24 protein-coding genes and 3 pseudogenes are annotated in these 25,888 nt (G+C 73.0%); 17 read left to right on the plus strand and 10 right to left on the minus strand.

The annotated features are described in order from the left end of the window. Positions 1 to 94: 94 nt before the first annotated feature. The 3 genes from V1258_RS12835 to V1258_RS12845 all read left to right on the plus strand — a co-directional run bounded on the left by V1258_RS12835 (position 95) and on the right by V1258_RS12845 (position 2,357). Positions 95 to 1,162, plus strand: coding sequence for a 3-deoxy-7-phosphoheptulonate synthase (locus V1258_RS12835; protein WP_329750054.1), 1,068 nt, complete (start codon positions 95 to 97; stop codon positions 1,160 to 1,162). Between the two features lie 234 nt (positions 1,163 to 1,396). Continuing rightward, positions 1,397 to 1,945 carry a DUF5701 family protein gene (locus tag V1258_RS12840; RefSeq protein ID WP_442878628.1) on the plus strand — a complete coding sequence of 183 codons (549 nt, stop codon included), beginning with the start codon at positions 1,397 to 1,399 and terminating at the stop codon, positions 1,943 to 1,945. Positions 1,946 to 2,000: 55 nt separating this feature from the next. Further along, positions 2,001 to 2,357 carry a GNAT family N-acetyltransferase gene (locus V1258_RS12845; protein ID WP_329750055.1) on the plus strand — a complete coding sequence of 119 codons (357 nt, stop codon included), beginning with the start codon at positions 2,001 to 2,003 and terminating at the stop codon, positions 2,355 to 2,357. A 3-nt stretch (positions 2,358 to 2,360) separates the two neighbouring features. Here V1258_RS12845 and V1258_RS12850 read toward each other — a convergent pair whose 3' ends face one another. After that, on the minus strand, positions 2,361 to 2,576 hold the full coding sequence (locus V1258_RS12850) for a CsbD family protein (protein ID WP_329750056.1): 216 nt from the start codon (positions 2,574 to 2,576) through the stop codon (positions 2,361 to 2,363). Then, positions 2,573 to 3,085 carry a GyrI-like domain-containing protein gene (locus V1258_RS12855; RefSeq protein WP_329750057.1) on the minus strand — a complete coding sequence of 171 codons (513 nt, stop codon included), beginning with the start codon at positions 3,083 to 3,085 and terminating at the stop codon, positions 2,573 to 2,575. Before V1258_RS12855 ends, V1258_RS12850 begins: the two co-directional genes overlap by 4 nt. A 100-nt stretch (positions 3,086 to 3,185) precedes the next feature. Between V1258_RS12855 and V1258_RS12860 the strand changes: the two genes are divergently transcribed. Together V1258_RS12860 and V1258_RS12865 are read left to right on the plus strand one after the other, a co-directional pair. Further along, positions 3,186 to 4,232, plus strand: a complete 1,047-nt coding sequence (locus V1258_RS12860) for a LacI family DNA-binding transcriptional regulator (RefSeq protein ID WP_329750058.1) — start codon at positions 3,186 to 3,188, stop codon at positions 4,230 to 4,232. After that, entirely contained in the window at positions 4,229 to 5,515 is a 1,287-nt protein-coding gene (locus V1258_RS12865) for an alpha/beta fold hydrolase (RefSeq protein ID WP_329750059.1), read from the plus strand. Before V1258_RS12860 ends, V1258_RS12865 begins: the two co-directional genes overlap by 4 nt. 3 nt (positions 5,516 to 5,518) lie before the next feature. Here V1258_RS12865 and V1258_RS12870 read toward each other — a convergent pair whose 3' ends face one another. Beyond that, positions 5,519 to 6,421: a ribokinase gene (locus V1258_RS12870; RefSeq protein WP_329750060.1), complete on the minus strand. Its 903-nt coding sequence runs from the start codon at positions 6,419 to 6,421 to the stop codon at positions 5,519 to 5,521. Between the two features lie 121 nt (positions 6,422 to 6,542). On the opposite strand from V1258_RS12870, the pseudogene V1258_RS12875 reads away from it, so the two are divergent. Continuing rightward, positions 6,543 to 6,830, plus strand: a pseudogene (locus tag V1258_RS12875) (RbsD/FucU domain-containing protein); the annotation flags it as partial. On the opposite strand, the gene V1258_RS12880 reads toward V1258_RS12875, so the two are convergent. Then, positions 6,753 to 8,000 carry an MFS transporter gene (locus V1258_RS12880; protein WP_329750061.1) on the minus strand — a complete coding sequence of 416 codons (1,248 nt, stop codon included), beginning with the start codon at positions 7,998 to 8,000 and terminating at the stop codon, positions 6,753 to 6,755. The pseudogene V1258_RS12875 and the gene V1258_RS12880 overlap by 78 nt on opposite strands. A gap of 94 nt (positions 8,001 to 8,094) precedes the next feature. On the opposite strand from V1258_RS12880, the gene V1258_RS12885 reads away from it, so the two are divergent. The 11 genes and pseudogenes from V1258_RS12885 to V1258_RS12930 all read left to right on the plus strand — a co-directional run bounded on the left by V1258_RS12885 (position 8,095) and on the right by V1258_RS12930 (position 16,362). Then, the gene (locus V1258_RS12885) at positions 8,095 to 8,670 is read left to right on the plus strand and encodes an XRE family transcriptional regulator (protein ID WP_329750062.1); all 576 of its coding nucleotides are present in this window, start codon (positions 8,095 to 8,097) and stop codon (positions 8,668 to 8,670) included. Then, positions 8,667 to 8,807 (plus strand): hypothetical protein, encoded by a 141-nt coding sequence (locus tag V1258_RS12890; protein WP_329750063.1) that lies wholly within the window; start codon positions 8,667 to 8,669, stop codon positions 8,805 to 8,807. The genes V1258_RS12885 and V1258_RS12890 overlap by 4 nt, the downstream gene beginning before the upstream one ends. Then, positions 8,804 to 9,736 carry an aminoglycoside phosphotransferase family protein gene (locus tag V1258_RS12895; protein WP_329750064.1) on the plus strand — a complete coding sequence of 311 codons (933 nt, stop codon included), beginning with the start codon at positions 8,804 to 8,806 and terminating at the stop codon, positions 9,734 to 9,736. The genes V1258_RS12890 and V1258_RS12895 overlap by 4 nt, the downstream gene beginning before the upstream one ends. Positions 9,737 to 10,048: 312 nt before the next feature. Next, positions 10,049 to 10,870 (plus strand): annotated as a pseudogene (locus V1258_RS12900) (glycoside hydrolase family 172 protein). A 9-nt stretch (positions 10,871 to 10,879) separates the two neighbouring features. Continuing rightward, entirely contained in the window at positions 10,880 to 11,818 is a 939-nt protein-coding gene (locus V1258_RS12905) for a hypothetical protein (protein WP_329750065.1), read from the plus strand. Continuing rightward, on the plus strand, positions 11,811 to 12,797 hold the full coding sequence (locus V1258_RS12910) for a hypothetical protein (RefSeq protein WP_329750066.1): 987 nt from the start codon (positions 11,811 to 11,813) through the stop codon (positions 12,795 to 12,797). Before V1258_RS12905 ends, V1258_RS12910 begins: the two co-directional genes overlap by 8 nt. Before the next feature lie 34 nt (positions 12,798 to 12,831). After that, a complete protein-coding gene (locus V1258_RS12915; RefSeq protein WP_329750067.1) occupies positions 12,832 to 13,719 on the plus strand; it encodes an aldo/keto reductase in 888 nt (295 codons plus the stop codon). Between the two features lie 136 nt (positions 13,720 to 13,855). Further along, positions 13,856 to 14,371: an FBP domain-containing protein gene (locus V1258_RS12920; protein ID WP_329750068.1), complete on the plus strand. Its 516-nt coding sequence runs from the start codon at positions 13,856 to 13,858 to the stop codon at positions 14,369 to 14,371. Between the two features lie 28 nt (positions 14,372 to 14,399). Further along, a protein-coding gene (locus tag V1258_RS12925; protein WP_329750069.1) for an IS5 family transposase occupies positions 14,400 to 15,294 on the plus strand; the annotation gives its coding sequence in 2 pieces (ribosomal slippage) (positions 14,400 to 14,750 and positions 14,752 to 15,294; 894 coding nt in all). A 267-nt stretch (positions 15,295 to 15,561) separates the two neighbouring features. Beyond that, a pseudogene (locus tag V1258_RS15260) lies at positions 15,562 to 15,756 on the plus strand (MerR family transcriptional regulator); the annotation flags it as partial. A 207-nt stretch (positions 15,757 to 15,963) separates the two neighbouring features. Then, positions 15,964 to 16,362 (plus strand): hypothetical protein, encoded by a 399-nt coding sequence (locus tag V1258_RS12930; protein WP_329750070.1) that lies wholly within the window; start codon positions 15,964 to 15,966, stop codon positions 16,360 to 16,362. 135 nt (positions 16,363 to 16,497) lie between these two features. Here the strand turns inward: V1258_RS12930 and V1258_RS12935 are convergent, their stop codons facing one another. Genes V1258_RS12935 through V1258_RS12960 form a run of 6 tightly spaced genes read right to left on the minus strand, consistent with a single transcriptional unit; the run spans position 16,498 to position 25,888 of the window. Beyond that, on the minus strand, positions 16,498 to 17,124 hold the full coding sequence (locus V1258_RS12935) for a nucleoside/nucleotide kinase family protein (protein ID WP_329750071.1): 627 nt from the start codon (positions 17,122 to 17,124) through the stop codon (positions 16,498 to 16,500). Beyond that, positions 17,121 to 20,348 carry a UvrD-helicase domain-containing protein gene (locus V1258_RS12940; protein WP_329750072.1) on the minus strand — a complete coding sequence of 1,076 codons (3,228 nt, stop codon included), beginning with the start codon at positions 20,346 to 20,348 and terminating at the stop codon, positions 17,121 to 17,123. Before V1258_RS12940 ends, V1258_RS12935 begins: the two co-directional genes overlap by 4 nt. Beyond that, on the minus strand, positions 20,345 to 23,011 hold the full coding sequence (locus V1258_RS12945) for a PD-(D/E)XK nuclease family protein (protein WP_329750073.1): 2,667 nt from the start codon (positions 23,009 to 23,011) through the stop codon (positions 20,345 to 20,347). Before V1258_RS12945 ends, V1258_RS12940 begins: the two co-directional genes overlap by 4 nt. A gap of 9 nt (positions 23,012 to 23,020) precedes the next feature. Further along, positions 23,021 to 23,500: a hypothetical protein gene (locus V1258_RS12950; RefSeq protein ID WP_329750074.1), complete on the minus strand. Its 480-nt coding sequence runs from the start codon at positions 23,498 to 23,500 to the stop codon at positions 23,021 to 23,023. Between the two features lie 10 nt (positions 23,501 to 23,510). Beyond that, positions 23,511 to 24,539 (minus strand): DoxX family protein, encoded by a 1,029-nt coding sequence (locus V1258_RS12955; protein ID WP_329750075.1) that lies wholly within the window; start codon positions 24,537 to 24,539, stop codon positions 23,511 to 23,513. Positions 24,540 to 24,574: 35 nt separating this feature from the next. Beyond that, the gene (locus tag V1258_RS12960; protein ID WP_329750151.1) at positions 24,575 to 25,888 is read right to left on the minus strand and encodes a sulfatase-like hydrolase/transferase; all 1,314 of its coding nucleotides are present in this window, start codon (positions 25,886 to 25,888) and stop codon (positions 24,575 to 24,577) included.

Genomic DNA, 25,888 nt, shown 5'->3' on the forward strand with positions numbered 1-25,888 from the left:
AGAGCCGACAAGGGCAGAGCATCCGCTCTGCCCTTCGCCATTCCCGGCGGGCTCTGAGCATCGGGTCCGCCTCTCCCCCCAGAGGACAGGACCCATGACCGCTCTCGCCACCCCCACCGCCGTCGACCGACACGTCGAGCGGATCACCCCATTGCCCGCCCCGGAGCAGCTGCTCGCGGAGCTCCCTGCCGATCCCGCGGGCGTGGTCGCCCACCGCGACCGGATCCGGGACGTGCTCCGCGGCGACGACGACCGGCTGCTCGTGATCGTCGGCCCCTGCTCGATCCACGACCCGGAGGCGGGCCTCGAGTACGCCCGCCGCCTCGCCGCGCTGCGGCCCGTCCTCGAGGACGACCTGCTCCTCGTGATGCGCACCTACTTCGAGAAGCCGCGCACCACCGTCGGCTGGAAGGGCTTGATCAACGACCCGCACCTCGACGGCTCGCACGACCTCGAGACCGGGCTGCGCACGGCCCGCGCCTTCCTGCGGGAGGTGGACGCCCTTGGCCTGCCCTGCGCGACCGAGTTCCTCGAGCCGATCAGCCCGCAGTACATCGCCGATCTCGTCTCTTGGGGCGCGATCGGGGCGCGCACCACGGAGTCCCAGATCCACCGTCAGCTCGCCTCGGGGCTGTCGATGCCGATCGGCTTCAAGAACGGCACCGACGGCGGCATCCAGGTCGCGCTCGACGCGATCCGGGCCGCGTCCGCCCCGCAGACCTTCCTCGGCATCGGGGCCGACGGACGGGCGAGCCTCGTGGCGACCTCCGGCAACCCGGACACCTCGCTGATCCTGCGCGGCGGGGCCGGCGGCGCGAACTGGGGCCCGGGCCCGGTGCGGGAGGCGGGGGAGGCGCTCACGGCCCACGGCCTGCCCGCCCGGCTGATCATCGACGCCTCGCACGGCAACAGCGGCAAGGACCATGTGCGCCAGGCGGAGGTGGCGACGATGCTCGCCGACCAGGTCGCGCACGACGGCGCCGCGATCGCCGGGGTGATGCTCGAGAGCAACCTCCTCGAGGGCGCGCAGTCCCTCGACGTCGCCGCGGGTCCGGCGGGCCTGGTCCGCGGCCGCTCGGTGACCGACGCCTGCATGGGCTGGGAGCGGACGGAGCAGGTGCTCCGCGATCTCGCGCGGGGGACGCGGCGACGTCGGGGATGACGACCGGTCAGCCGGCGCGCCGGAGGGTGCGGCGGATCGTCTCGCGCACCCGGCCGCGGACCTCGCATCCCGCGGGAATACGGCCGGCCGCGGAGCCGTTGAGGACTACCCCGCGCCACCCCACCCGGAGGAGCTCCCATCGCCGCACACACCGCCCTGCCCACCCTCGCTGCCCAGGCCGAGCGCCTGATCGCCCTGGACCTCCACACCCTCGCCGGCCTCCCCGCCGAGGCCCTGACCGATGCCGCCGTCCGCGCCGGCGCCGACCGCACCGACGCGCTGCTCGCCCTCGATCCCGCGCTCGCGCGGCCGTCGGCCCTCGCCCCGATGATGCGCCGTGGCGAGAGGCCCGGCTTCGTCGTCGAGGACATGACGGACGTCGACGCCTTCGCCCCGACCGGCGTCGAGCTGCCCGACGGCCCGCTGCACCTCGTCGAGGCCCCGGACCGCGGTGACGAGTTCGAGAACGCCTCCCCGGCCGAGGCGCTCGAGGCGATCACCGCCGTCGGGCGAAGCCCGATGCTGCTCACCGAGGGCCTGCTCTGGGTGCTGCAGGTGCCGGAGGTCCTCGAGCGGAACCACTGCTTCATGACGATCGGCTCCCGGATCCGGAAGGCGAGCGGTCAGCTCGACTCCCGCACCCCGGCGCTGTGGATCAGCAACGGCACCGGCCGCGACGGGACGGAGCGGAGGGACGCGCCGAAGCTCGGCTGGTGCTGGTGGAACAACCGCCACACGTGGCTCGGCATCGCCTCCGCCGGGCGCCGCCCGAGGATCGATTGACGCCCGCCCCGGCTCTGCCTACCGTGCAGGCAACCCCTCTGGAGGAGGACCCCGCATGAGCGAAGACGTGATCGTCCGCGACAAACCCGAGCACCACCGCTTCGACCTCCTCGTCGACGGCGTCCAGGCGGGGTTCTCCCTCTACACGGAGTTCGCCGAGGACCCAGAGAACCCTGCGGCCCAGCGGATCTTCCACCACACGGTGGTCGACGAGGCGTTCGGCGGGCGGGGTCTGGCGGGCGTCCTCACCCGCGAGGCGCTCACCGCGAGCGTCGCGGCGGGGCACCGGATCGTCCCCGTGTGCCCGTTCGTCGTCCGCTGGCTGCGCGATCACCACGAGGTGGACGAGTCCGTGGACCGTGTGCGCCCGGCGCACCTCGAGGCGGTGCGCCGGGCGGACGCGGCGGAGTGATCGTCAGCGGGCGGAGTCGTCCGGGGTCCCGCGGAGTCCGTCGACGGCGCCCTTGACGGTGTCCTTGGCGTCCTGGACCTTGTCGGCGAGGTCCGCCTTGCCCTGCTGGACCTTGCCCTCGGTCTCGACCTCCTTGTCGCCGGTCAGCTTGCCGACGCCCTCCTTGAGGCCGCCGCTCAGCTTGTCCTTGCTGTTCTCGAACGTGTCCTCGGTGCTCATGATGCCTCCTGGGTTCGATCGGGCCGGGGCGATCGCCCGGCTCCGTCCACCTTAGGCCTCGCGACCGGCTGCTGGAGCTCGGTCAGCCAGTCCCGCTGGTCCGTTCCCTCGGAGCGAACGTAGACCTCGCGGGAGGGCCAGACGGGCTCGCGGCCGCGCGCCGCGACGGCCTCGTGGAGGGCGCCCCAGCTCGCGCCGATGCCCTCCATCGTGCCGACGTGCACGAGGCAGAGGGACTCCTCCGCGGCGGGCAGGTCCACCGTCTCGAGCCCGTCGGGGACCTCGCCGTCGACGGTGAAGCCGACGGTGACCTGCAGTCCCGTCGCATCCATCGCGTAGGCGGCGATCGGCAGCTGCGGGGTGAGGCCCGCGACCTCGAGCGCATGCTCGACGCGGGCGAAGAGCGGGCCGACGACCTCGCCCACGGCGGCCTGCTCGCGGACCGCGACGCGGAGCGCGGCGAGGCGCACGACGGGCAGGGGACGGACCGTGATCTCGGGAGCGCTCATGCGCCCGATCCTCCTCCGCGGAGCGGCCCCGCGCCAGACCCCGTGCCCGGGTAAGGTGAGGCTCTGTCGAACGGAGGCCACGGACCTGAGAGGTGCATCGATGTCGTCTGACCAGCGTGCACCTCGCCGGGGCCCCGTGACCCTCGCGGAGGTCGCGCGCACCGCGGGCGTCTCCCCGGCCACCGCCTCCTTCGTCCTGTCCGGTCGCGGCTCGGCCCGCTCGTCCGGCTCCCGGGAGACGAAGGCGAAGGTGCGGGCCGCCGCCGAGGAGCTCGGCTACGTCCCCAACCGCAATGCGCAGGCGATGCGCACCGGCCGCGGCGGCGGGATCGTCCTCGCCCTCGGTGACCTCGCCGATCCCTGGGGCGTGCAGCTGACCAACCAGGTCGCCGCCGACGCCCTCGAGCACGACTTCTCGACCCTGGTCCTCGCCGACGAGCGCTGGTTCGAGTACCTCTCCTCCGCCTCGGCCGATGCGGCGTTCGTGACCTCGATCGACCGGTTCCCCGGGGCACCCGACCGGGTGCGCCGTCTCGCCGCCTCGGTGCAGAGCGGCATCGTCGCCTTCTCCGGGATCATGGAGCCCGAGGGCTTCGACGTCATCTCCTCGACCCCGTACCGGGCGATGCGCGAGGCGTTCCTGCGGCTCCGGGCCCGCCACGACCGGGTCCACCTCCTGGTGCAGCGGATCGGTGCGGCGCCCGAGGCGGTGCTCAGCCATCCGCGCGCCGCGGCCTTCCTCGACGCCGCCCGGGAGGCGGGGGACGACCCCTCGACCCTCGCCCGGATCATCGAACCCGGCGGTCTCGCCGCGTACACCAGCGGGCAGGAGTGGTTGACCGGCCCCGACCGTCCCGAGGCGGTGGTCTGCTTCACCGGATACCAGGCGCTGTCGCTGCAGATGGCGGCGATGCAGGCCGGACTGCGGCTGCCCGAGGACCTCGAGATCATCGCCATCGGCGACGTCCCCCTCGAGTCGCAGTACTTCGGCTCGATCAGCTACTACGGCGTGGACCGGGTGTTCCACCGCTACTCCGAGGTGCTCGTCGGCAGCGCCCTCCGCCGCGGCGATCATCCCGGCACGCTGCACACCTTCGAGTGGGAGTTCTTCCCCGGCTCGACCACCCTCGACGAGGAGCCCCGATGAGCGAGAGCACCTGGTCGCAGCCCGGACTGGTGCTGCGCGACCTCACCCTCCCCGTCCCGCTGGACCACGCCGATCCGGCCGGCCCGCGGCTCGAGCTCTTCGCCCGGATCGTCGCCGCGCCCGGCGGGGAGGACCGACCCCTGCTGGTGTACCTGCAGGGCGGACCGGGCTCGGAGGCGCCGCGCCCCGTCGGCCCCGGCACCCCGCCCTGGCTCCCGCGCGCCCTGCGCGAGCACCGCGTGGTGATGCTCGACCAGCGCGGCACCGGGCGCTCGACGCCCGTCGGCCCCGACGCCCCGCTGCCCGAGGGCGCGATCCCCGGTGCCCGCACCCTGCGCGAGGCGACTCCCGACCAGCAGGCGCGGTACCTGACCCTCTTCCGGGCCGACGCGATCGCTCGCGACGCCGAGCTGCTGCGCGAGCACCTCGGGGTCGAGCGCTGGTCGCTGCTGGGCCAGTCCTTCGGCGGCTTCACGACGCTCCGCTATCTCTCCGCGCACGCCGGCTCCGTGGAGAAGGCCCTGTTCACCGGCGGGCTGCCGACGGTGGGGCCGGGGATGGACGCGATCTACGCCACCACCTGGGCGGGGATGATCCCGCGCAGCGAGCGGTTCTGGGCGCGCTTCCCCGGGGACCGCGACCGCTTCCGCGCCCTCGCCGACCGCGCCGCGGCCGGCACGCTCCGCCTCCCGGACGGACAGCGGGTGGGCGTGGAGCGGCTGCGCCGTCTCGGCCATCTGCTCGGCGCCTCCCAGGGGCAGGAGCGGCTGCACCTCCTCCTCGAGCTGGACCCGGACTCGCCGGCCTTCGCGCACGACCTCGCCGCGGCCCTGCCCTTCGGCGGCCGCAACCCGCTGTACGCGGTGATCCACGAGTCCTGCTGGGCGGACGGCGTCGCGACCCGCTGGGCGGCCGATCGCACGATGCCCCGCGAGGTCGCCGACGATCCGACGCTGCTCGGCGGGGAGCACATCCACCGTAACCTCTTCGCCGAGGATCCCGAGCTCGCGCCCTGGGCGGAGGCGGCGGATCTCCTCGCCGCGCACGAGTGGCCCCGCCTGTACGACGCGGACGCGCTGCGGGCCGCGGACGTGCCGGGCGCCGCCGCCGTCTACTACGACGACGCGTACGTGCCCCGCGAGCAGTCCCTCGCCACGGCCGCCCTGCTGCCGCGCCTGCGGACCTGGGTCACGAGCGAGTACGAGCACAACGGCCTGCGCGCGAGCGGCGAGGGCGTCCTCGACCACCTGCTGGATCTCGCGGCGGGCCAGCGGGAGGCCTGAGCCTCAGGCGAGGACCTCGTCGGCCGCCGGGATACTGGGGGAGGCGCCGCGCCGCGTCACCGCGAGGGAGCCCGCGACCGCGGCGATGTGTGCCGCCGCGGCCAGCTCGTCCCCGGCCGCGAGCCGCGCCGCGAGGTAGCCCGCGAGGGCGTCCCCGGCCGCGGTCGTGTCGACCACTTCGACCTCTCGCGCGGGGATCTCGGTCGTCCCCGCAGCGGTGACCAGCAGGCTGCCCGCCGCGCCGCACGTGATCAGCGCCGCCCGCGTCCCCCGCGCGAGGAACCAGTGAGCGGCGGCCTCCGGATCGGCCGCGCCGGTGATCTGCTCGGCCTCGGTCTCATTGGGGGTGACGACGTCGAGCAGCGGCCACAGCTCCGCGGGCAGCGGCTGCGCCGGGGCCGGGGCAGGATCGAGGATCGTCAAGACGCCCCGCCGATGCGCGGCCGCGAGCGCGTGCAGCGCCACCTCGGTGGGGATCTCCAGCTGGGTGAGCAGCACCCGGGCGGTGCCCTCCGCGAGCGCGGCGTCGACCTGCTCCGCGGTGAGGCAGCTGTTGGCGAGCGGCACCACCACGATGTCGTTCTCCCCGTCGGCGTCGACGCGGATGTGCGCGATCCCGGTCCGCCCCGGCACCGTGCGCAGATGCGCGAGGTCGACCCCGGCCTCCGCGAGACCGTCCCGCACCACGGTGGCGAAGTCGTCCTCGCCGACGCAGCCGACGAAGCGCGTCGGCGCCCCGGCGCGGCTCGCGGCGATCGCCTGGTTCGCGCCCTTCCCGCCGAGCACGAGGGAGAAGGATTCCCCGAGGAGGGTCTCACCGGGGGCGGGCCGCCGGGTCGAGGCGGCGGTGAGGTCCACCGACGCCGAGCCGACCACGACCACGCCGGCGGGGGATGCAGTGCTCATCCGGCCACGGTACCGGCACAATGGCGGGACCCCGGAGGACGCACCACCTGGAAGGCCCCACCCCATGCTCATCGGCATCGACCCCCTGCTCACCGGCGACCTGCTGCGGATCCTGGACCACATGGGCCACGGCGACGTGCTGCTGATCGCCGATGCGCACTACCCGGCCCGCTCCATGGGCGCCCCGGTGCTCGAGGTCGCCACCAGCACCCCCGAGCTGGTGCGAGCCGTGCGCACGGTGCTGCCGATCGACATGTACGAGGGCCCGTCGGCCTTGCTGATGACCCCGGAGCCGGGGCTCGGCGAGGGGGTGCAGGCGGAGCTGCGCGCCTCAGCCGCGGTGCGCGAGGACCGGATCGGCTCCCTCGACCGCTTCGCCTTCTACGAGGCCGGACGCTCCGCCGTCGCCGTGCTCCGCACCCTCGAGACCCGGAAGTACGGCTGCCTGCTGCTGCGCAAGGGCGTCGTGGGCGACGACGAGAGCTGAGGCGAGCAGCACCACCGCCATCAGGGCGGTCACGGCGAGCATGGTGACCTGCAGGGAGGTCAGCGAGATGAGCGCGCTCGCCGTGATCACCCCGAGAGCGCTCGCCGTGCGCAGCAGGGCGAACACCTCCGCGCGGTGCGCGGGCTCGACGAGCCGGTCCAGGGCGAGCGAGTAGTGGGTCGCGAGAGGGGCGAGGACCGCGCCGACCAGCAGGGCGCCGAGCAGGGTCGCGGCGACCGAGCCGCCGAAGCCGACGACCGCGACGCCGGCCCCGGTGACCGCGAGCCACTGAAGGACGGTGCGCGGCCGCGCCTCCCGGTTGTGCACGCTCACCCAGATCCCGCCGAGCACCGAGGTGGTGCACAGCGCGACCGGGAAGACCACGCCCCAGGCCGCGGGCATCCCGAAGCCGACGGCGAGGGAGACGGCCCCGATCTCGATCGCGGCGATCGCGGCCCCGCTCGCGGCGGCGCAGGCGAGCCAGAGGGCGATCCGCGGCGTCCAGCGCAGACCACCGCGGCGCTCCGCGGCCGGGGCCGCGACGGTACCCCGGCCGCGCGGCAGCAGGAGCAGCGGCCCCGCGCCGAGCAGGGCCATGGCCCAGGCCGCGAGCTGCGGCGAGGAGGAGCCGAGGGCGGCGGCGAGCACCGGGGCGGAGACGAAGACGACCTCGTTGAGGGTCGCCGCGACGCCGAGCGCGCGCGGCAGCCGGTCCGCGGCGACGAGGTCGTTGAGGGCGGCGCGAAGGTACCCGTAGGCGGCGCCGTTGACCAGCCCCGCGAGCGCGGCCGCGGCGATGACCAGCGCGAAGGGCGCGTGCAGTCCCGCGAGCAGGGCGATCGCCACGAGGGCGAGGGTGCGCACCGCGATGAGCGTGCGGAGCACGGCGATCGGCGGCAGGCCGCGGCCGAGACGGGTGATCGGCACGGCGCCGAGCACCTGGGCGGCCGTCATCGCGAGCACCAGCGCCGCACCGCTCGCGGGATCGCCGGTCAGGGGCAGCGCGATGAGCGAGAAGGCGATCGGGGCGGCGGCCTGGGGGAGGGCGAAGCTGCCGTAGGAGGCGTACCAGCGGGGGAGAGGAGCGAACACGTGAGCAACATAGTGCTCACTCTCGTCGATGCGCAATATAGTTCCCATCACCTCGGGTGGGATACTGGCGCGCACGATCTGCAGGAGGTGAGCGATGAGCGGTGGCATGCGACCCGCGGTCGCCGCGAGCCTCGGCGCCCGGATCCGCGCCGCGCGGCAGGAGCTCGACCTCTCCGTCGCCGCGCTCGCCGAGAACAGCGACGTCTCCCGGCGCATGCTCACCCAGATCGAGCTCGGCCAGGCGAACCCCTCGATCGCGACCCTCGACCGGATCGCGGCGGGTCTCGGCACCACCTTCGCGGCGCTCATGGGCGTCGGCGCCGACGCCCCGCCCGACGGGGTCGAGGTGTGGTCCACCGAGAACGGCAGCTGGGCGGTGCTGCTCGACGCGATCGACACCGCGGACCTCTCCGTGGAGACCTGGAAGTGGAAGCTCGTGGGCGAGGACGTCCACCCCGGCGGCTCGGGCGTCCCCTCGGCGGGATCGATGGTGCACGTCATCGAGGGCTCGCTCGAGGTCACAGGTGCGTCCGGCACACAGGTCCTCCCCGCCGGCGCCTCCGCCCGCCTGCTCACCGACTCGGGCCGCACCTACCGCGCCGGCGACGCCCAGGTCGCCGTGTTCCTCTCCGTCTCCCTGCAGCCCCGCATAGGACCGCTGCCGTCATGACGCACATCGCCCGCACCGACCCCGCGCCGTCCGCAAGCCTCCTCGAGGAGACCGAGGAGCTGGACCCCTACTGGATCGAGGAGCCCTTCGCCGAGCGTGCCTCCGGCCTCACCGCGTGGCGGGAGCTCATGCGATGACCCACCGCCTGACCTGGGCGGACCTGCCGTCGGCCGTCAGCTCGCGGATCGAGGGACTGCTCGGCGGGCCCGTCGTCACGACTCGCTCCTGCGCCGGGGGCTTCTCCCCGAGCACCGCCGAGGTGGTCACCACCGCCGACGGCGCGAGCCTCTTCGTCAAGGCGGTGCGTGACGCGGACAACCCCGGCTCGGTCGCGCTGAACCGTCGGGAGGCCGCGGCCCTCGCCCGCATCCCGCCCTCGGCCCCGGTGCCGCCGTTGGTCGCGGCCTTCGACCACGAGGACTGGTTCGTGCTGGTCACCGCTGCCGCCCCCGGGCGGATGCCGGACGAGCCCTGGCGACCGGAGCAGCTGCGCGCCGTGCTCACCGCCCTGGACCAACTGCAGGCCACCACCACACCCTGCCCGGTGCCCGGGCTCCCGACCGCGCTCGAGTGCCTCGGCCCGGACCTGCGCGGCTTCGACCGCATCGCCGCGGACCCGCCCGCGGACCTGGACCCCTGGTACGCCGCTCGACTCCCCGCGCTCCGGGAGGCCTCCGAGCGGGGCATCGACGCGCTCGCCGGGGACACCCTCTGCCACGCCGACGTGCGCAGCGACAACATGATCGTCGACGCGGACGGCGCCGTCGCCTTCGTGGACTGGGCGTACGCCTCCGTCGGCAGCCGCACGGCGGACGCGCTCCAGCTGCTCGCCTCGGTCGATGACCCGAGCGGCGCGCTCGGCGTGGACGGCGCGGTCGACGCCCTGATGGCCGCGCACGACCTCGACGCCTCGGTCGCCACCGACGTGCTCACCGGGATCCTCGGCTTCTTCGTCGACGCCGCCCGCCTCGAGTCGACCCTGCCCGGGCTCACCGCCTACCGGACGGCGCGCCGCGACAGCCTGGCTTCGCTCGTGCGACGCCGCTGGGAGCGGGAGGGGCGCTGACCGCTCGTTCACGATACGGTGCGAGTGACCGTCGTCACCTCTCCCCGGAGTCCCTCCGTGTCCCTCGCCGCCCTCCGCTCCACCCGCACCCGCTCGATCAGCCCCGAGAACGTCGACGGCCGCCCCGGCGGCGGCGCCCGAGCCACCGAGGGCACCGGTGCCCGTGAGGCGCGTGACCTGGGCCGCGGCTGGAAGGTCTCGCCGAGCGTCGACGTCCCGGCGGGGGAGACCTTCACCCTCGCCGCGATCGAGGAGCCGGGCGTGATCACCCATCTCTGGATCACCACGCACACCGACAACTGGCGCCGCCTCGTGCTGCGCGCGTCCTGGGACGGCGCCGAGGAGCCCGCGATCGAGGTGCCCTACGGGGACTTCTTCGCGTCCGGCTGGGGAGAGTTCGCGCAGGTCGACTCGCAGATGATCGCCGCGAACCCGCAAGGCGGCTTCAACTCGTACTGGCCGATGCCCTTCCGCGAGGGGGCGCGGCTGACCCTCGAGAACACCTCCGAGCACGACGCCCGGGTCTACTACCAGGTGACCTAGGAGATCGGCGTCGACCACTCCGGGGACGCCTACCTCCATGCGCAATGGCGCCGCTCGGTCCCGCTCCCCGAGGCAACGCCGCACGTGCTGGTCGAGGGGATCGAGGGGCAGGGCCACTTCGTCGGCACTTATCTCGCGTGGGGCGCGCACTCGAACGGCTGGTGGGGCGAAGGAGAGATGAAGTTCTATCTCGACGACGACACCGAGTTCCCGACGATCTGCGGGACCGGCACCGAGGACTACTTCGGCGGCGCGTGGAACTTCGACGTCCCCGGCCGGGGCTACACGGAGTTCTCCACCCCTTACCTGGGCATGCCGCAGGTGATCCGCCCCGACGGGCTGTACGTCGCGCAGCAGCGCTTCGGCCTGTACCGCTGGCACGTCGCCGATCCGATCCGCTTCACCACGGGTCTGCCCCGGGTGGAGGTGCAGGCCCTCGGCTGGCGATCGGGCGGCCGGTACCTGCCGCTTCGCGACGACTTCGCCTCGACGGCGCTGTTCTACCTCGACCGCCTGGTGACCGACCGCCCGCCCGCGCCTACGGCCGACGGCATGGAGGTCCACCTCGGCACCGGTGCCGGTCCCCGCTAGCCTGTGGTCATGAGGGGGCTCACACGACGCACGCTGCTCGCCGCGGCGCTGCTGACGACGACGACCGGATGTTCGCTGCTGCCCGGGCGCGGCGGGGGAGGACTGCCGGCGATGGCCGACCGCCTCGACCCGGCACCCTTCGCCGACGGCGGCGGCTTCCTGCGGGTGGTCCACGCCCGCCCGCGGGATGCCGCGGAGGTCCTCGGCGTCGATGCGGAGGTCTCCGAGCAGGAGCCAGCCGACCAGCGGTTCCGCGCCACCGTCCTCGCCCTGCCGAGCATGTTCGTGACCACCGCGCCGACCTGGGGCGTCGATCCCTTCGCCGCCCTGACCGGCGAGATGCTGGCCGGCCCGACGGACACGATCACCGTGCGGCAGGGCCTCCAGGAGGTCTCCCTCTGGGCCGGCGGCGCGGAGCACCTCGAGGAGCTCGCCGCCGGGCTCGAGGGTCTCTTCGCCCGCGACGGCGAGCTGCTGCGGTCCACCGCGGAGGACGCGCGCACCGGCCCGCTCACCCGGCTGATCGCCCCCGTCGGCGACGATCTGCTGTTCACGAGCGCCGAGTCGGCCGACGGGGTCGACACCGGCAGCGCGATCTCGGAACTCTTCACCGACCTGTCCGCCCTCGACCTCGGCGAGGCGCACCTGACGACCGCGATGCTCGGGGAGACAGAGGGCGCCGCCGAGTGGCAGTGGTCCACCCTCTTCGAGAGCCCCGAGCAGCACAGCACCCGCGGCGTGATCCGCGCGGACGGCGACGCCGACGCCCTCGCCGAGCGGGTCCACGCCGGCGCCGAGGACGCCCCGGACTGGCAGCACGTCGACGAGGTGGAGGTCGACAGCGAGTTCCTGCGCCTCACCCTGACCCCCACGGACGAGGCCCTCGACGTCACGACCTTCCACGCCTCCATGCCCGAGGTGATCGGTCCGGGGGTGCCCCTTGGCTGAGCCGCTGCTCTTCGGACGACGCACGCTGCTCGCCGCGGCGCTGCTCGGCACCTCGGGATGCTCCCTGCTCCCCACCCGGGGCGGGGGCGACGACCTCGCCGGCCTGCTCTCCCGGATCGGCCTGGACGCCCTCGGCGGGGAGGGTGAGCTCGCGAGGATCGGCTGGGGCCGACCCGCCGCCGCCCGGGAGGCGCTCGGCATCGAGCCCGGGGCGACCTGGAACGATCTCGGCGGGGTTCCCTGGACGGACATCTTCTTCCAGATCGACGCGCGCTTGATGGTGATGGGAGCCTCGGCGTCGCTCCCGACCGTGCCCTCTGAATGGCTCGGATCCCCGGACAGGCTGTACGCCCCGACCGCGATGGTGACGGTCGACCAGGGCCGAGCCGGGGCGGCGACCCTCTGGACCGGGGTCGCCGATCTGCTCGGGGACTACCAGCGGGCCTTCGGGAGCGCGGCCACGCGCGAGGGGGACACCCTCGTGCTCGAGGGCGAACGCATCGAGCGGACCGTCGTGGCGGCGATCGGCGAGGACCTCGTGGCCACCACCGCCCCGTCGGCTGACGACCTCGACGGGCGCCCGACGGCGGAGTCGCTGTACGAGGACCTCGACGACCTGCTCGCACTCCTCGAGCTCGAGAACGCCCACCTCATGACCTCGGTGATCCGCCCGGCCGACGACGGCGCCGTGGAGGCGTACGCCCGCGAGGCCGTCATCGCGACCCGGTTCGAGAGCTCCGAGGAGCACACCAGTCGCGGAGTGCTCCGCGCCGAGGGCGATGCCGAGGAGCTCGCGCAGCGCCTGCTCGACCCGCAGGAGGTGCGGGAGGGGCAGCTCGTGGCCGAGACGGCCGAGGTGGACGGGCAGCTGATCTCCGTCGGCGTCTCGTCGTCGGACCTCGACGCCTACCTGGGTACGGAGGCTCTGGAGCTGCTCCACCGCAGTTTCCTGCCCGGCATGACCCCGGAACGCCGGTGACGTGCCCCACCCGCGCGGCATAGGCTCTTCATCCATGAGCGCACCCACCCGCCGCCTCGGCTCCCTGACCGTCTCCGCCCTCGGCTATGGCGCCATGCCGGTCTCCCTCGGCCGCACCCCCGCCGTCCCCCACGAGCAGGCGATCGCCACCGTCCACGCCGCCCTCGACGCCGGCATCACCTTCCTCGACACCGCGGACATCTACGCGCCCACCTGGGTCACCATGGGCCACAACGAGAAGATCGTCGCCGAGGCCCTCGCCTCCTGGGGCGGGGACCGCTCCTCCGTCACCATCGCGACCAAGGGCGGTATCACCCGCTCCGAGGGGGAGGTGTGGGGCCGCGACGGCTCCGCCGCCTATCTCCGCTCCGCGCTCGAGAAGTCCCTCGCGAACCTGCAGGTGGACGTGATCGACCTGTACTACTGGCACCGTCCGGACCGCTCGATCCGCTTCGCCGAGGGCGTCGAGGCGCTCGCCGCCCTGCAGCAGGAGGGTCTGATCCGGGAGGTCGGCATCTCCAACGCCAACGTCGAGGAGATCGACGTGGCCCGCGAGGTGCTCGGCGAGGGTGGACTCGCCGCGGTGCAGAACCAGTTCTCGCCCACTTTCTTCCACACCAGCCTGCGCGAGCTGCAGCACTGCGGCGAGCACGGCATCTCGTTCGTGCCCTGGTCGCCGCTGGGCGGCACCGGCGGCGGCGCCCGCGGTCTGCGGGACCGCTTCCCGCAGGTGCGCCAGGTGGCCGACGCCCATGGCGTCAGCGCCCAGCAGGTCGTCCTCGCCTGGGAGCTGTCCCTCGGCGAGCACGTCATCCCGATTCCCGGGGCGGGCCGACCCGAGTCGATCCAGGACTCGGCGAAGGCGATGATGCTGGAGCTCCGCGAGGAGGACCTCACTCTCCTTGGCGAGATCATCGCCTGAGGCGTAGCGTGGCGGGGTCCACGAGCGGAGAGGAGACGTCATGCGCAGCGCGCTGACAGGAAGCGGGGCGGCCCACGCGGCCTGCTCGGCGTGATCGGCCTGCCCTGACCGATCACCCTCTTCCTAAGGACCCTCCATGCTTCCTCTCACCGAGGACCAGATCCGCAATTCCTTCGTCAACGCCTCGAAGGGCGACGCCAAGCGTGCCCAGCTGCCCGAGCTCGACGCCGTCCCCTGGGACCGGCTCGACTACCTCGGCTGGCAGGACCCGAAGCGGCCCCGCCAGCACTATGTGACGGTCGAGCTCGACGGCGCCCCAGCCACGCTGCTGCTGCGCGGTGCGGAGAACCCGCCCGCGAAGAAGCTGCTGTGCGCGTGGTGCGAGGACATCGTCGACGGCGTCCGCGCCGCGAGCTTCGTCGCCCCGCTCGGCGGGGAGTCAGGCCGCCGCGGCAACACCGTCGGCACCGTCATCTGCGCCGACTTCCGCTGCTCCCGCAACGTGCGCCGCGCCCCGAGCTCCTTCGAGCTCCGCACCGAGGACCCGGCGCTGCTCGCCTATCACCGCGAGCAGAAGATCGCGGGGCTGCGCGAGCGCTCCGCGGCCTTCGTCCGCGCCGTCGCGCAGGGCTCGGGCGTGTCTGGCAAATAGATCGGCGGTGTGCTGAGAGCCTGTGATCGTGTCGCGGTTTCAGATGCTCTCGGATGCTCAGTGGTCGTTGATCGAGGAGATGCTGCCGCGCCCGACCGGACGCAAGGGGCGGCCGTTCGCGGACGCCAGGCTGATGGTCGAGGGCATCGTCTACCGGTATCGGTGCGGCATCGCGTGGCGGGATCTTCCCGACGTGTTCGGGCCGTGGCAGACGGTGTGGACGTGGCATCACCGCCTGGCAATTGAGGGAACGTGGGACAAGGTGCTCGCCAAGCTCACCGCCGCTGCCGACGCGGCCGGGCTGGTGGACTGGTCGCTGTCGGTGGACTCCACGATCGCTCGTGCGCATCAGCACGCGACGAACACGAAGCGCCTCGCAGGGGGCTGGATCGAATTACACGAATCCGGCCGACGAGCCGCCTGATCACGCGGTCGGCCGCTCCCGCGGCGGGCTCTCGACGAAGATCCATCAGCTCGTCGACGGCCACGGCTTGCCGCTGGTCGCGCTGCTCACGGCGGGTCAGGCCCGCGACTCGCCCATGTTCCTGCCGCTGATGGCGCACCTGCGCGTCGCCCGTCCCCTCGGCCGGCCCCGCACTCGTCCGGACGCCGTCCGCGGCGACAAGGCGTACTCGTCCCGCGCGATCCGCGGACACCTGCGCTCGCGCGGCATCAAGGCCGTGATCCCCGAACCGTCCGACCAGCAAGGACACCGTAAGCGGCGCGGATCACGCGGCGGCCGCCCCGTCGGACTGGACGCCGCCGACTACCGCAACCGCAATGTCATCGAGCGCCGCTACTGCCACATCAAGCAATGGCGCGGCCTCGCCACCCGCTACGACAAGCTCGCCGTCGTCTACCGCGCCGCCGTGATCCTCAACGCCGTCATCGCCTGGACCCGACAATTGTCAGACACGCCCTAGAATGCGCAGAGCCGGATACCCGTACGCGCCACCATCGTCTTTGATGCGGCGATCCCGACCTTCTGCTTCAGCGTGTATGTGTTCGAAGGGGTCTGCCCCGAGTTTGGTTGACATTTGAACTGTGAGGATTCGTCCTCGCTGGAAGGATGTTCTTATGGCAAAGCCCTATCCCCGAGATTTCCGACTGACCACACCAAACGGAAGCGTCTGCGATACGCGGATGGCCAGGTTTGCTCCTGCCCCTGGGGCAGCTCATACGGTTACCTCATGTGGACAACAGGGGACCTTGCATCAGCGACATCACTCTCAGAAAAAGCCGTGCGACTCTACGCAGACCGCGGGCTACTCCGCACCGAGAGGGACTCGGCTGGTCGGCGCCAGTTCGACGACGATCAGCTCGACAGAGCCAGACAGATCTCGCTCCTGCGCAGCCTCGATATCTCCTTGAACGAGGTCGAGACGATCCTCAACGCGGATGACCCTGCGCGTGAGCTCGACATCATCTGGGGTGCGCGTCGAGCAGACGCTGATCAGTCTGACGCGTTGGCGCCCTATGTCCGTGAACGACTCCATGGCCGTTGCACTCTGCCTTCGGGTCTTGAGCCCCAGGAGCGTGAGGTTCCCGAGCGTCTCCTGCTCACCCTTCCCGGGCGAGCCACGCTGCCCGAGATGACCACCGTCATCCCCGAGCTCACAGCACGCGTCTTTGCTCACCTCACCGAGCAGGACCTCCCTCTCATTGGGCCGATCCACCTCGAGATCCGTTCCCGAGCGAGCGAAACATACCCCGCTGAACTCCTCCTCTGCGCGCCCATCGCCACACCTGCGCGCCCTGCTCCCAGCATGGCTGTCGTGCTCGACCCGACGCATCAAGAAACGTTCGTCTCCCTCACGCAGGAGCAGGCTGGCGACCAGCGACTCATCGTTGCGGTCCACGATTTCCTGTCGGCCACGCACGACTCACCTTTCAAGCGCGCGGGACACAACCGTGAGATCTACTTGCCGAGCTTTGGAACAGGCGGTCCCGGAACGGTGATGGAAATAGCCGTGCCCACGGCCACTTCGTGACCGTGGCTCCGCGTTCCCGGGCTGCGGGCACCACCACCGCGCGTCAAGCCTGTCCGCTCTTCGCGAGGGCTACCCCCGCAGCCCAGCCCGGGGCCCGTCCGGGTCTGTCCGTTCCTTTGTGTATGGGGCTTCGGCTTAGTCCGGAGCGACCACCGCATCGGCCCGAGACCGGGTGGCGGCGACCCGGCGAGCATTCGCCTCGTCGGGTCCGAGCGCCCAGTCCCGGGCCGCCGCGGGCGGCTTCCCGAACCGCTCGTGGCGGGCGATCAGCCGTGCGTGCCGCAGCCCCTCGTCGACCTCGACGAACCAGCAGGCGTCCAGCAGGGTCCTCACCTGCGCGAACGGCCCGTCGTCGAGCAGCAGGTAGTTGCCCTCGGTGATCACCAGCGGCACCGAGGCCGGCACCTCGAGCGCCCCCGCGAGCGGCTGCTCGAGATCCCGCTCGAACATCGGCGCCCAGACCGGCGGATCCTGCGGTCGCGCGCTGCGCAGCCGCTGCAGCAGCGCCACGTAGCCGGCGGCGTCGAAGGTGTCCGGCGCCCCCTTGCGGTCCCGGCGCCCGAGCCGCTCGAGCGCCACGTCCGCGAGATGGAAGCCGTCCATCGGCACCAGCACCGCCTGCTCGCCGAGCTCCGCGACGAGCCGCGCGGCGAGCGTCGACTTGCCTGCCCCGGGCGCCCCGGCGAGGCCGAGCAGTCGCCGCGATCCGCTGCGCAGCGCCTCATCGAGCAGCGCTCGCGCCGCCTGCACCGGGTCGATCATGCGAGTTCGACCTCGAGCACCTCGCCGCGCAGCGGCAGGTGGATCAGCACCCGTGAAGCCGGGAGCCCGGCCGCCGCGAGCGCCCGCGCGTAGGTCGCCATCTGCCCCAGATACCGCTCGCGGACGTGCTGTTCCGGATGCTCGCCCGGATACGACTTGTGATCGACGAGCACGATCTGGCCGTCCGGCAGACGCAGCAGGGTGTCGATCCACCCCTCCATGACCTGCGCGTCCTCGTTCCACCAGCTGATCGGCTGCTCGGTGAGCTCCTCGGCGCCGGGGAACTCGGCGGCGAGGAACGCGGCCCACGCCTCCCCGGCCTCGAGCAGCACCGACGGTTCGACGGCGCGGGCGACCGACCAGCGCTCGACGAGCCGCGCCGCGGCTGCCTCCCGCTGCGCCGCGGCCATCTCCGCGAGCGGCAGCGCGAGATATGCGTGCACCGCCTCGCCGACCCGTTCCCACTGCGGGCCGCCGCTCGTCACCAGCCGACGGCCGATGCTCCGCGGCGCGCCGACGCGGCCCAGCGCGTCGTCGGAGGTGACGCCGGAGGCCTGGAAGCGGGCGGCGCGCTGCGCCGCGCTCTCCTGCTCCGGCCGCAGCGGGATGTCGGTCGCCGCGAGCGGATCCGCGACGACGGGCAGGGCGGTGATCTCCTGCCCCATCAGCTCGTCGACGTTCACCCGGGTGACCCGGGCCGGCACGGGATCCGGTGCCCCGTCGACGAGGATCGCGTCGTCGGTCCAGCGGAGCAGAGGCGCCTCGCCGTCGATCAGGGCGTTTAGCGCACTGCGCGGGCCGCCGATCGCGAGCACCGAGGTGCTCGCCGCCCGGGTCAGGGCGACGTACTGGAGCCGCCCGGCCTCATCGGCCTCCGAGGAGGCCCTCCGGCGCGCGAAGTCGGAGTCGGCCAGGCGCTCGGCCGCCTCCTCGGGGACGGCCAGCTTCGGCCAGAACAGCAGCTCGCGACCCGCGAGGGGCGCGGTCACGTCGACCTCGTCGGGGGAGCGCACGAGCACGCCCCAGGTCTGGTCCCACTCTTTTGCGTCCCGGGTCAGGTGGGTGACCACGTGCTCCCATTCGAGACCCTTGGCGGAGTGGATGGTGCCCACCCACACCGCGTCCGGCAGGCCCGACAGGTCCGGCCCCTCCTCCCAGGCGTCGAGATCCGCGCGCAGCCCGGTGAGGGTGATGGGGGAGCCCTCGGCGCGACGGCGCGTGGTCGTCTCCCGCGCGAGTGCCCTCAGCGCGTCGAGGGAACGGCGACGGGAGCCCTGCCCGCTCCAGCGCTTGATCCGCTGCGCCAGGTCGAGGGCGTCGACGAGCGCGCTGATCATCTCCTCGGGCGTGTAGGCGACGCAGGCCCGGCGCACCGCGTGCAGACCGGCGAGGGTCGGGTCCTCCCACCAGCGCGCGTACACCCCCCGACGAGCCTCCCGGTCCGGGGCGGCCGTGAGCTCCTCGAACCAGGTGCGGTGCGCCGCGTGGTCCTCCAGCAGCGTCACCAGCTCGGTGAGCGCGAGGGTGTCGGAGGCATCGAGGGTCACCGCGAGCGCGGCGCGGACCAGCTGCGCCTCCCGGGTGGCGAGCAGGGAGTGGGCCGCGCCGGCGGTCGGCACGCCGCGGGCCTGCAGCGCCGCGACCACGGCCTGCTTCTGCGTATGGGTCCGCACCAGCACCGCGGTGGTGCCGGGGGTGAAGACGCCCTCGTCGATGCGCTCCCGGATCTGCTCGCCGATCATCGCGGCATGCTTCTCGGCGGAGACCACGTGGTTGTCGTTCTTCGTCGCCTCCCACACCTCGAGCACGCCGCCGACGGCCTGCTCCCGCCGCTGCTCGGGGATCTCGAGGGTGATCTGCTCCGCGCCGGTCCCCTCCGGATCGAAGACCCGCGTGAACACCGCATTGGTGAGCTCCACGAGGCGCTCCGACGAGCGCCAGGAGTGGGAGAGGTTCCGGATCTCTCCCGTGCCGAACCCGGTGTCCCCGCGGCCGAGGGCCGCGATGATCTTCTGCATCAGCCGCGGATCGGCGTCGCGGAAGCCGTAGATCGCTTGCTTCGGGTCGCCCACCCAGATCTTGTCCTCGATCAGCTGGGACAGCTCGAGGAACAGGGCGAGCTGCACGGGGGAGGTGTCCTGGAACTCGTCGACCGCGAGCAGGCGGAAGCGGGAGGCGACGGACTCGCGGACCCGCGTCGACCCCTGCAGCAGGCGGAGCGCCCGCACCTCCTGGTCGATGAAGTCGATCAGGCCCAGGTCCCGCTTGTGCTGCTCGTACGCGTCCAGGGACTCCGCCGCGGTGTCGAGGACGAGGGCGATGAGGTCCTGCACGTCCCGCTGCCAGGCGCCGCAGGCGGTGAAGGACTCGGAGATCTCCTCGCTGAGCGGGGCGAGCGTGCGCTTGGCGACGGCGCCGAACGAGCCGGCGGCGATCTTCATCCACTCCGACCAGGGTGCCCGGTCATGGTCGGCGAGGGTGCGTCGCGACCGGCGCAGGGACTCGAGGTCGTTGCCCGTCTTGTTCAGGCTCCCCTTCGCGATCGGTCCGCCGGCGATCGGCTGCCCGTCGGGGGTGCGGGAGGCGTCGAGATCGGCGGCGAGCTCCTGGATCCGGGCGTCCAGCAGGTGCAGCCAGCGGGGTCGCTCGTCGGGGCCCGGCGCGGGCAGTCCGGCGCTGTCGCGGAACTCCTGCCAGGACGTCCCGATCGCCCCGCGCAGCGCCTCGGCGCCGAGGAGGTTCGTGCGGGCGGCGTTGGCGAGGATCCGCACCTGCCCGCGCCAGGACGGTCGGGGGCGATAGCTCGTGTCGTCCTCGTCGCCGTCGTGCTGGGTCCGGGCCAGCAGGTCGCTGTGCTCCTCGCCGCGCGCGGCGGCGGTCCGGGCGATCGCAGCGGAGAAGGCTGCCTTCTGCGTCGTGTCGTCGAGGACCTCGACCGCGGGGGAGATCCCGGCGTCCATCGCGTAGTCCGTCACGAGCCGGCCGGCCACGGAGTTCACGGTGCCGATCACGGCCGAGTCGATCCCGCGCGCCTCCTCCACCAGCGCCCGATCCAGCAGGGTGGAGCGGACCCGGGAGGTGAGCTCCTCGGCGGCCTTCACGGTGAAGGTGGTCGCGATGACCTCCGACGGATCGAGCCCGTCGGCGATGAGATCGGCCAGTCGCTGGGTGAGCGCATAGGTCTTGCCCGACCCGGCCGAGGCGTTGATCAGGGTGAAGGTCATGAGACGTCGCCTCTCATCCCGCACAGCAGCGAGAACTCGCAGTAATCGCATCGGGCGTCGACGACCAGGGAGCCCTGGGCCCGGGCCGCCGCGCGCGCGCTCGCGTAGGTCTTCGCCGCGTCCGACCTCGGGGTGGCCAGGTCCTGGCCCGCGTCGAGCAGGATCTGACCGCTGCGCGCGTCGACGCGTCCGGCGCCGATCTCGTCCAGCGCCTCGGTCATCCCGGCGGTGCCGCGGGACCAGAGGTCCTCGATGTCCAGGGTGGGGCGGCCGTGGGGGTCGAGCGCGGGATTCGCGGAGACGAACTCGCCCTGCGAGAGCAGGAAGTAGCCCACGTCCGTCCCCTCCTCGTGCAGCGAGTGCGCGTAGGCGGCGAGCTGGAGGGCCTCGCCGGCCTCGAAGAGCTCGGGGTACTTGCGGGCGGCGTAGGTCCACTTCAGGTCTATCACGGTGGGACGGCCCTCCCCGTCCTCGGCGTCCACGTCCCGGTAGCCGATGAAGGGCACCGTCACGTCCCCGCGCTGCAGGTGCAGCACGAGCGGCTCCTCGAAGCGGGACTCGACGGAGGTGATGACCAGGCCCGCCGCACCGAGCCGGTCGAAGAACTCCAAGAGCGAGCGGACGGCCCGCTCCCGCAGCCCGGCGAGCTCGACCTCGCGGCCGGGCAGCAGCAGCTCCGAGGCCAGACGCGGCACCTGGGTCTCGATCTCCTCACGGATCCGTGCGGCCGACGGGGTCCTCTCGCCGCTGCCGACCAGCTGCTCGACCACGGCGTGGACGAGCGTGCCGATCATCCGGTTCCCGGTGGGGACGGAGGCGACCGAGGCCGCGCGGATCTGCAGACCGTTCTTGTACGTCCACTTCTGCCGGCACCCCAGCAGGTCCTCGGCCTGGGAGTACGAGAGTCGCGCGGGCAGCAGATGCGGTGCGGGCGCCACGACCCGGGTGAGGTCCGACGGGAGCGGAGCGATCCGCGAAGGTGCCGGGACCGTGACCTCGCGCCGGGCCCCGGCCAGGGCGAATCCTTCCGCCCCGAGCGTCTCTGCGGGGGAGAACGTCAGCTCCTCGAGCACGTCCGCGACACCCTGCCCGGGGGCGGCGCGTCCTGCGGCGAGGTGCGCGAGCAGGGCGTGCGGTGCCGTCGGCTCCTCGGCGCGGCGCCGGGTGCGCACGACGACGATCCGCTCGGCGCCGTGCAGTCCGCGCAGCCCGGCGTCGGTGTCGAGGGCCGCGAGGCGCGCGGGCGGCAGGATCCGGGCCCCGAGACGCGTCAGCGCCCCGGCCTCCGCCGTGTCCCAGGCGATCCCCGTGGCGGCATCGTCCCGATCCGCTCCCCACCACAGCACGTCGCCGCCGACGGGCAGCAGCTGCGCCGACCGCGAGCAGGTGCGCCACCGCGAGGTCGCCTCGGGGCGGGCGAAGGGGGACCCGGCGCGCCCTCCGGCGGACGCGACGATCTGGGCCAGCTCCCGCTCGCGGAGCACGCGGGTCGGCTCGAATTCCTCGAGCACCTCGAGGAGCACCTGCAGGTGCGTCGAGGCCCTGGTCAGCGAGGGATCGCCCTGTCCCAGCGCCCGGAGCCGCGTCCCCAGCGGCGCGGTCACCTCGCGCACGCGCGCCGGGGTGAGATCCTCCGGCGCGAGCGGAGAGATGACGAGCGCGGAGAGGGCGCGGACCATCTCGAGCCCGCTCACGGAGAGCTCGTCGTCGGCCTCGAGCGCCGCCATCGCCTGCTGCCAGGCGGTCCCGCCGGTGCCGGGCTCCTGGGCGAGCGCGTCGAGCAGCACGCGGCGTGCGCGCGAGGGGACGAGACCCACCTGATCCCGGCCGTCCTCGGGCACGTCCAGCACCCGCAGGTCGAGGAAGGCGGCGAGCAGCTGCACGTCGACGGGGGCGACGGCGAGGGACAGATACAGCGGCAGGATCTGCAGCGCGGTGCGGTGCGCGGCGGAGTCCGCCACGCCGACGGCGGGCAGTCCGCGGCGGTGCAGCTCCTGGTCGAGGAGCACGGTGTCCGCCCCAGCGAGCAGCTGCAGCGGGGCGCCATCGCGTCCGGCGAGCAGTCGGGCGGCCGTCTCCGCGGCGGTCCACTCGTCCTCCGCTTCGACGAGGACCAGTTCGGGGCGGACCGCCTGCTCCGCGGCCCCGGGTCTCTCGAGCGTCACGCCGGACGCCTCGAGCAGCTGGAGCAGCCGGGGCCACAGGCCGGGCAGGGACGACGGGTCCTCGTGGCAGAGCAGGGAGTCGACGCCGAGCGGCCACGTGACCTCGTCGGCGAGGGCGTCGACGAGCTCGCGCAGGTCGTCTGCCGCCCCCGGCGCGAGGTCGGGCCCTGCGTTCTCGACCGCGCACAGCGCCGCGATCCGATCCGGGGCGCCCTCTGTCGGCTCGAGCCGTGCGCCGGCGGTGACGGCGGCGTCCCGCCACGACAGCACCGTCGAGCCCGTCGCCCACGGGTCCGCGGCGAAGGACGCGCGGAGCCAGGGATGGTCCGCCGCGGCGATCCGACGCTGGTACTGCGCCACCCGCACCGCCGGTTCGACCTCGGGTCTGGTCAGCCCGAGCCGTGCCTGCAGCAGCCGCACCAGCCCGCGCGGGCCGAGCCGCGGGCCGCCGTCGGCCCAGCTCGCGCCGTCCAGGGACCACCCGAACTCGATCTTCATGCGCTCACCCTAGGGGAGGGGGCGGACAGCCATGGCCCCGACCACCAGCTCGACGATGCGGAGCGCCGGCCCGAGGAGGAACAGGATCGTCCCCGCGAGCACTCCCAGGAAGGAGGAGGCCTCGCCCCATCCGGCATATTGCGCGCCGATGGCGGCTGCCGTCGGCAGCACCACACCCAGTCCGCCGATGCCCACCGACACGAGCGCGATCACCCCCGCCAGCTCCCGCGCCCGGGGGACGGCGAGCACGGTCGTGACCACGTCGAGCAGCAGGCCGGCTACCGCCGCGATCCCCGTGAGCACGAGCCCGAGCAGCGTGACGTTCGTGAGCCGCCGGTTGTCCTCCACCCCGGTGGGGGTGGGCGTCAGCACCTCACCGATTCCGTGCAGGACGGTGATGCCGGCGATCACCGCGGTGATCGCGGCGAGGATGGGCACCACGAGCCACACCAGGGACCCGCAGATCATCGTCACGCCCAGTGGCCTCATGGCCTCCCCCTCATCGGTTGAAGGGATCATCCCCCCGGATCCCCCAGCTGAAACCGCGATCGTAGAGCATCCTGCCGGACTCGTCCGGGGCGAGCACCAGGTCCTGGCCCTCGCCGGTGACGTGCAGCGTGCCGTCTCCCTGCTCCTCGACCGTGAGCACGAGCGTCTCACCTTCCGCCGCGAGGTACTCCTGGATCGGCTGGCCCTCCTCCCGCAGGTCCAGCAGCGTCAGCTCGATCTGCGAGCCGTCCAGCCGCCGCCAGGTGCCGGTGAGCAGGGTGCCGTCGGCCTGGCGCAGCTGGGCCCGCGCCTCGCCGCCGCTGGAGATCGACCCCAGCGCGAGGGCGCTCCACCGGGTGTCCTCGGAGAGCTGGGCGGCGGGCTCGGCGGTGTCCGACGCGACGCTCCACACGCCCGCGGGCACCGATTCGTCCACCGAGCGCGGGGCGTAGTGCCCCGAGATGCCCCACAGGCACAGCCCCGCGAGAGCCAGGGCCGCGATCGGGCCGGCGATCGACCCGACCCGTTCGGCGGGCCGCCAGGGGATCAGCCGCGGGGACGGGCCCTGGGGGATCTCGCCGCTGGTCAGGAAGGCCCGCGTGAGCCGCGGCAGCCACGGGATCAGCACGATCAGCGAGAGCACCAGGTAGATCAGCGTCGGCGTCTTCACCATCACGTCGTAGCCGAGGTTGAGCACCAGCACGAGCGACATGGAGGCCGCGCCGAGCAGCGCCCCGAGCGGGACCGAGCGCCGCCACAGCAGGGCGAGCCCGGCGCCGAACTCCGCGAGCCCGGCGAGGAACTGGAACAGCGGCGAGAAGGCGACCATCCGCCACAGCAGCCCCATGGGGCTCATCTCGCCGTGGGCGATGAGGGCGTCGCCGGTGTCGGAGAACCCGAACTGGCCGAACACCAGCTTCGCCCCGCCGTAGTAGAAGAACACCACGGCGAGCAGCAGGCGGATCGCCGCATGGGCCCACCAGGCGATGGTGATCCCGACGTTCCGGGCCAGCTTCTTCTCCGCGGTGTAGTCGCTCATGCCCCCACCTCAGCGCAGGAGCGACCCCGCGCGACTCACCCGCTGGTCGCGACCTGCTCCGACGAGAGTCGGATCTCCCGCACCCAGCTCGCCTCGGACTGCAGCGGCCGGCCGGGGACCAGCTCGCCGTCGGCGACGAAGCCTTCCTCCCGGCCCTCGAGCTCAGCGACCAGCAGCGCCCGATGCCGCGCGAGCTCCGCGGCGGCCGACGGATCGGCCGCCAGGTCGTGCTCCTCCCGTGGATCGGACCCGAGGTCGAAGAGCTGCTCGTGGCCGTCGCCCGAGAACCACAGGTACTTGTGCCGCTCCGAGCGGATCCAGTGCAGGCCGTGGTGGCCGAGCGAGCTGATCAGGTGCTCGCCGTGGAGGTGCTCCCGCACGGGCCGGCCGTGGCTCGCCGCGCGCAGGTCCTTCCCGTCGACCCCCTCGGGCACCGGCACGCCGGCCAGTCCCAGGAGGGTCGGCATCAGGTCGCGCAGCTCCGCGATCGGATCGACCTCGCCACCCTCGCCCCAGCCGTCACGGAACCTCTCGGGCACGTGCAGCAGCAACGGCACCCGCGCCGAGCCCTCGTAGCCGACGGACTTGCGGTACATGTCGTGGTCGCCGAGCATCTCGCCGTGGTCGGAGACCACCGCGATCACGGTGTCCTCGAGCAGCCCCTGGTCGGAGAGGGCCTCCCGCAGCCGGTTCAGCTGCAGGTCGATGAACTCGATGGAGCCGTAGTAGCCGGCCCGCACCTGCTCGTGGGTGCTCTCCTTCTGCGCCCCGAACTCCGACTCGGAACCGAAGTCCCGCCGGTGCTCGTCGAAGCGGGAGACCCACTCGCCGTGCGCCCGCGGCGGACCCGGCCGGTCGCGGTACTTGTCCCACAGCCAGGCCGGCGGATCGAAGGGCGCATGCGGCCGATGGAAGGACATGTACAGCAGGAACGGCTTCGTCGGATCGCGTCGCTCGAGGAAGCGCAGCGACTCGTCCGCCACCCAGCGGGTGGGGTGCAGCCGCTCCTCCCGCTCCCACGGCCGAGCGGTCATCGCATTGCAGCCGATGCCGGTGTCCTGGTAATCCGCCCGCGGATCACCGGTCTCCCGCCGCAGGAACTCGACGTAGTCGTCGCCCGGACCGCGCGCCGCGCGGCGAGCCGCGTGCAGGAAGCCGTCGTGCAGCAGCACCTCGTCGAAGCCGCAGCGCGCCCGATCGGGGAAGACGTGCATCTTCCCCACCGCGAAGGTCTGGTACCCGTGGTCGCGCAGCGTGGACTGCAGCGTCACCGGGTCGGCGTCGGGGAAGGGCACGCCCTCCCGGTAGCCGTAGCGACCGTGCAGGTCCGGCGACTTCCCGGTGAACAG

This window comes from Brachybacterium sp. J153 (assembly GCF_036311905.1).
GTDB lineage: Bacteria > Actinomycetota > Actinomycetes > Actinomycetales > Dermabacteraceae > Brachybacterium.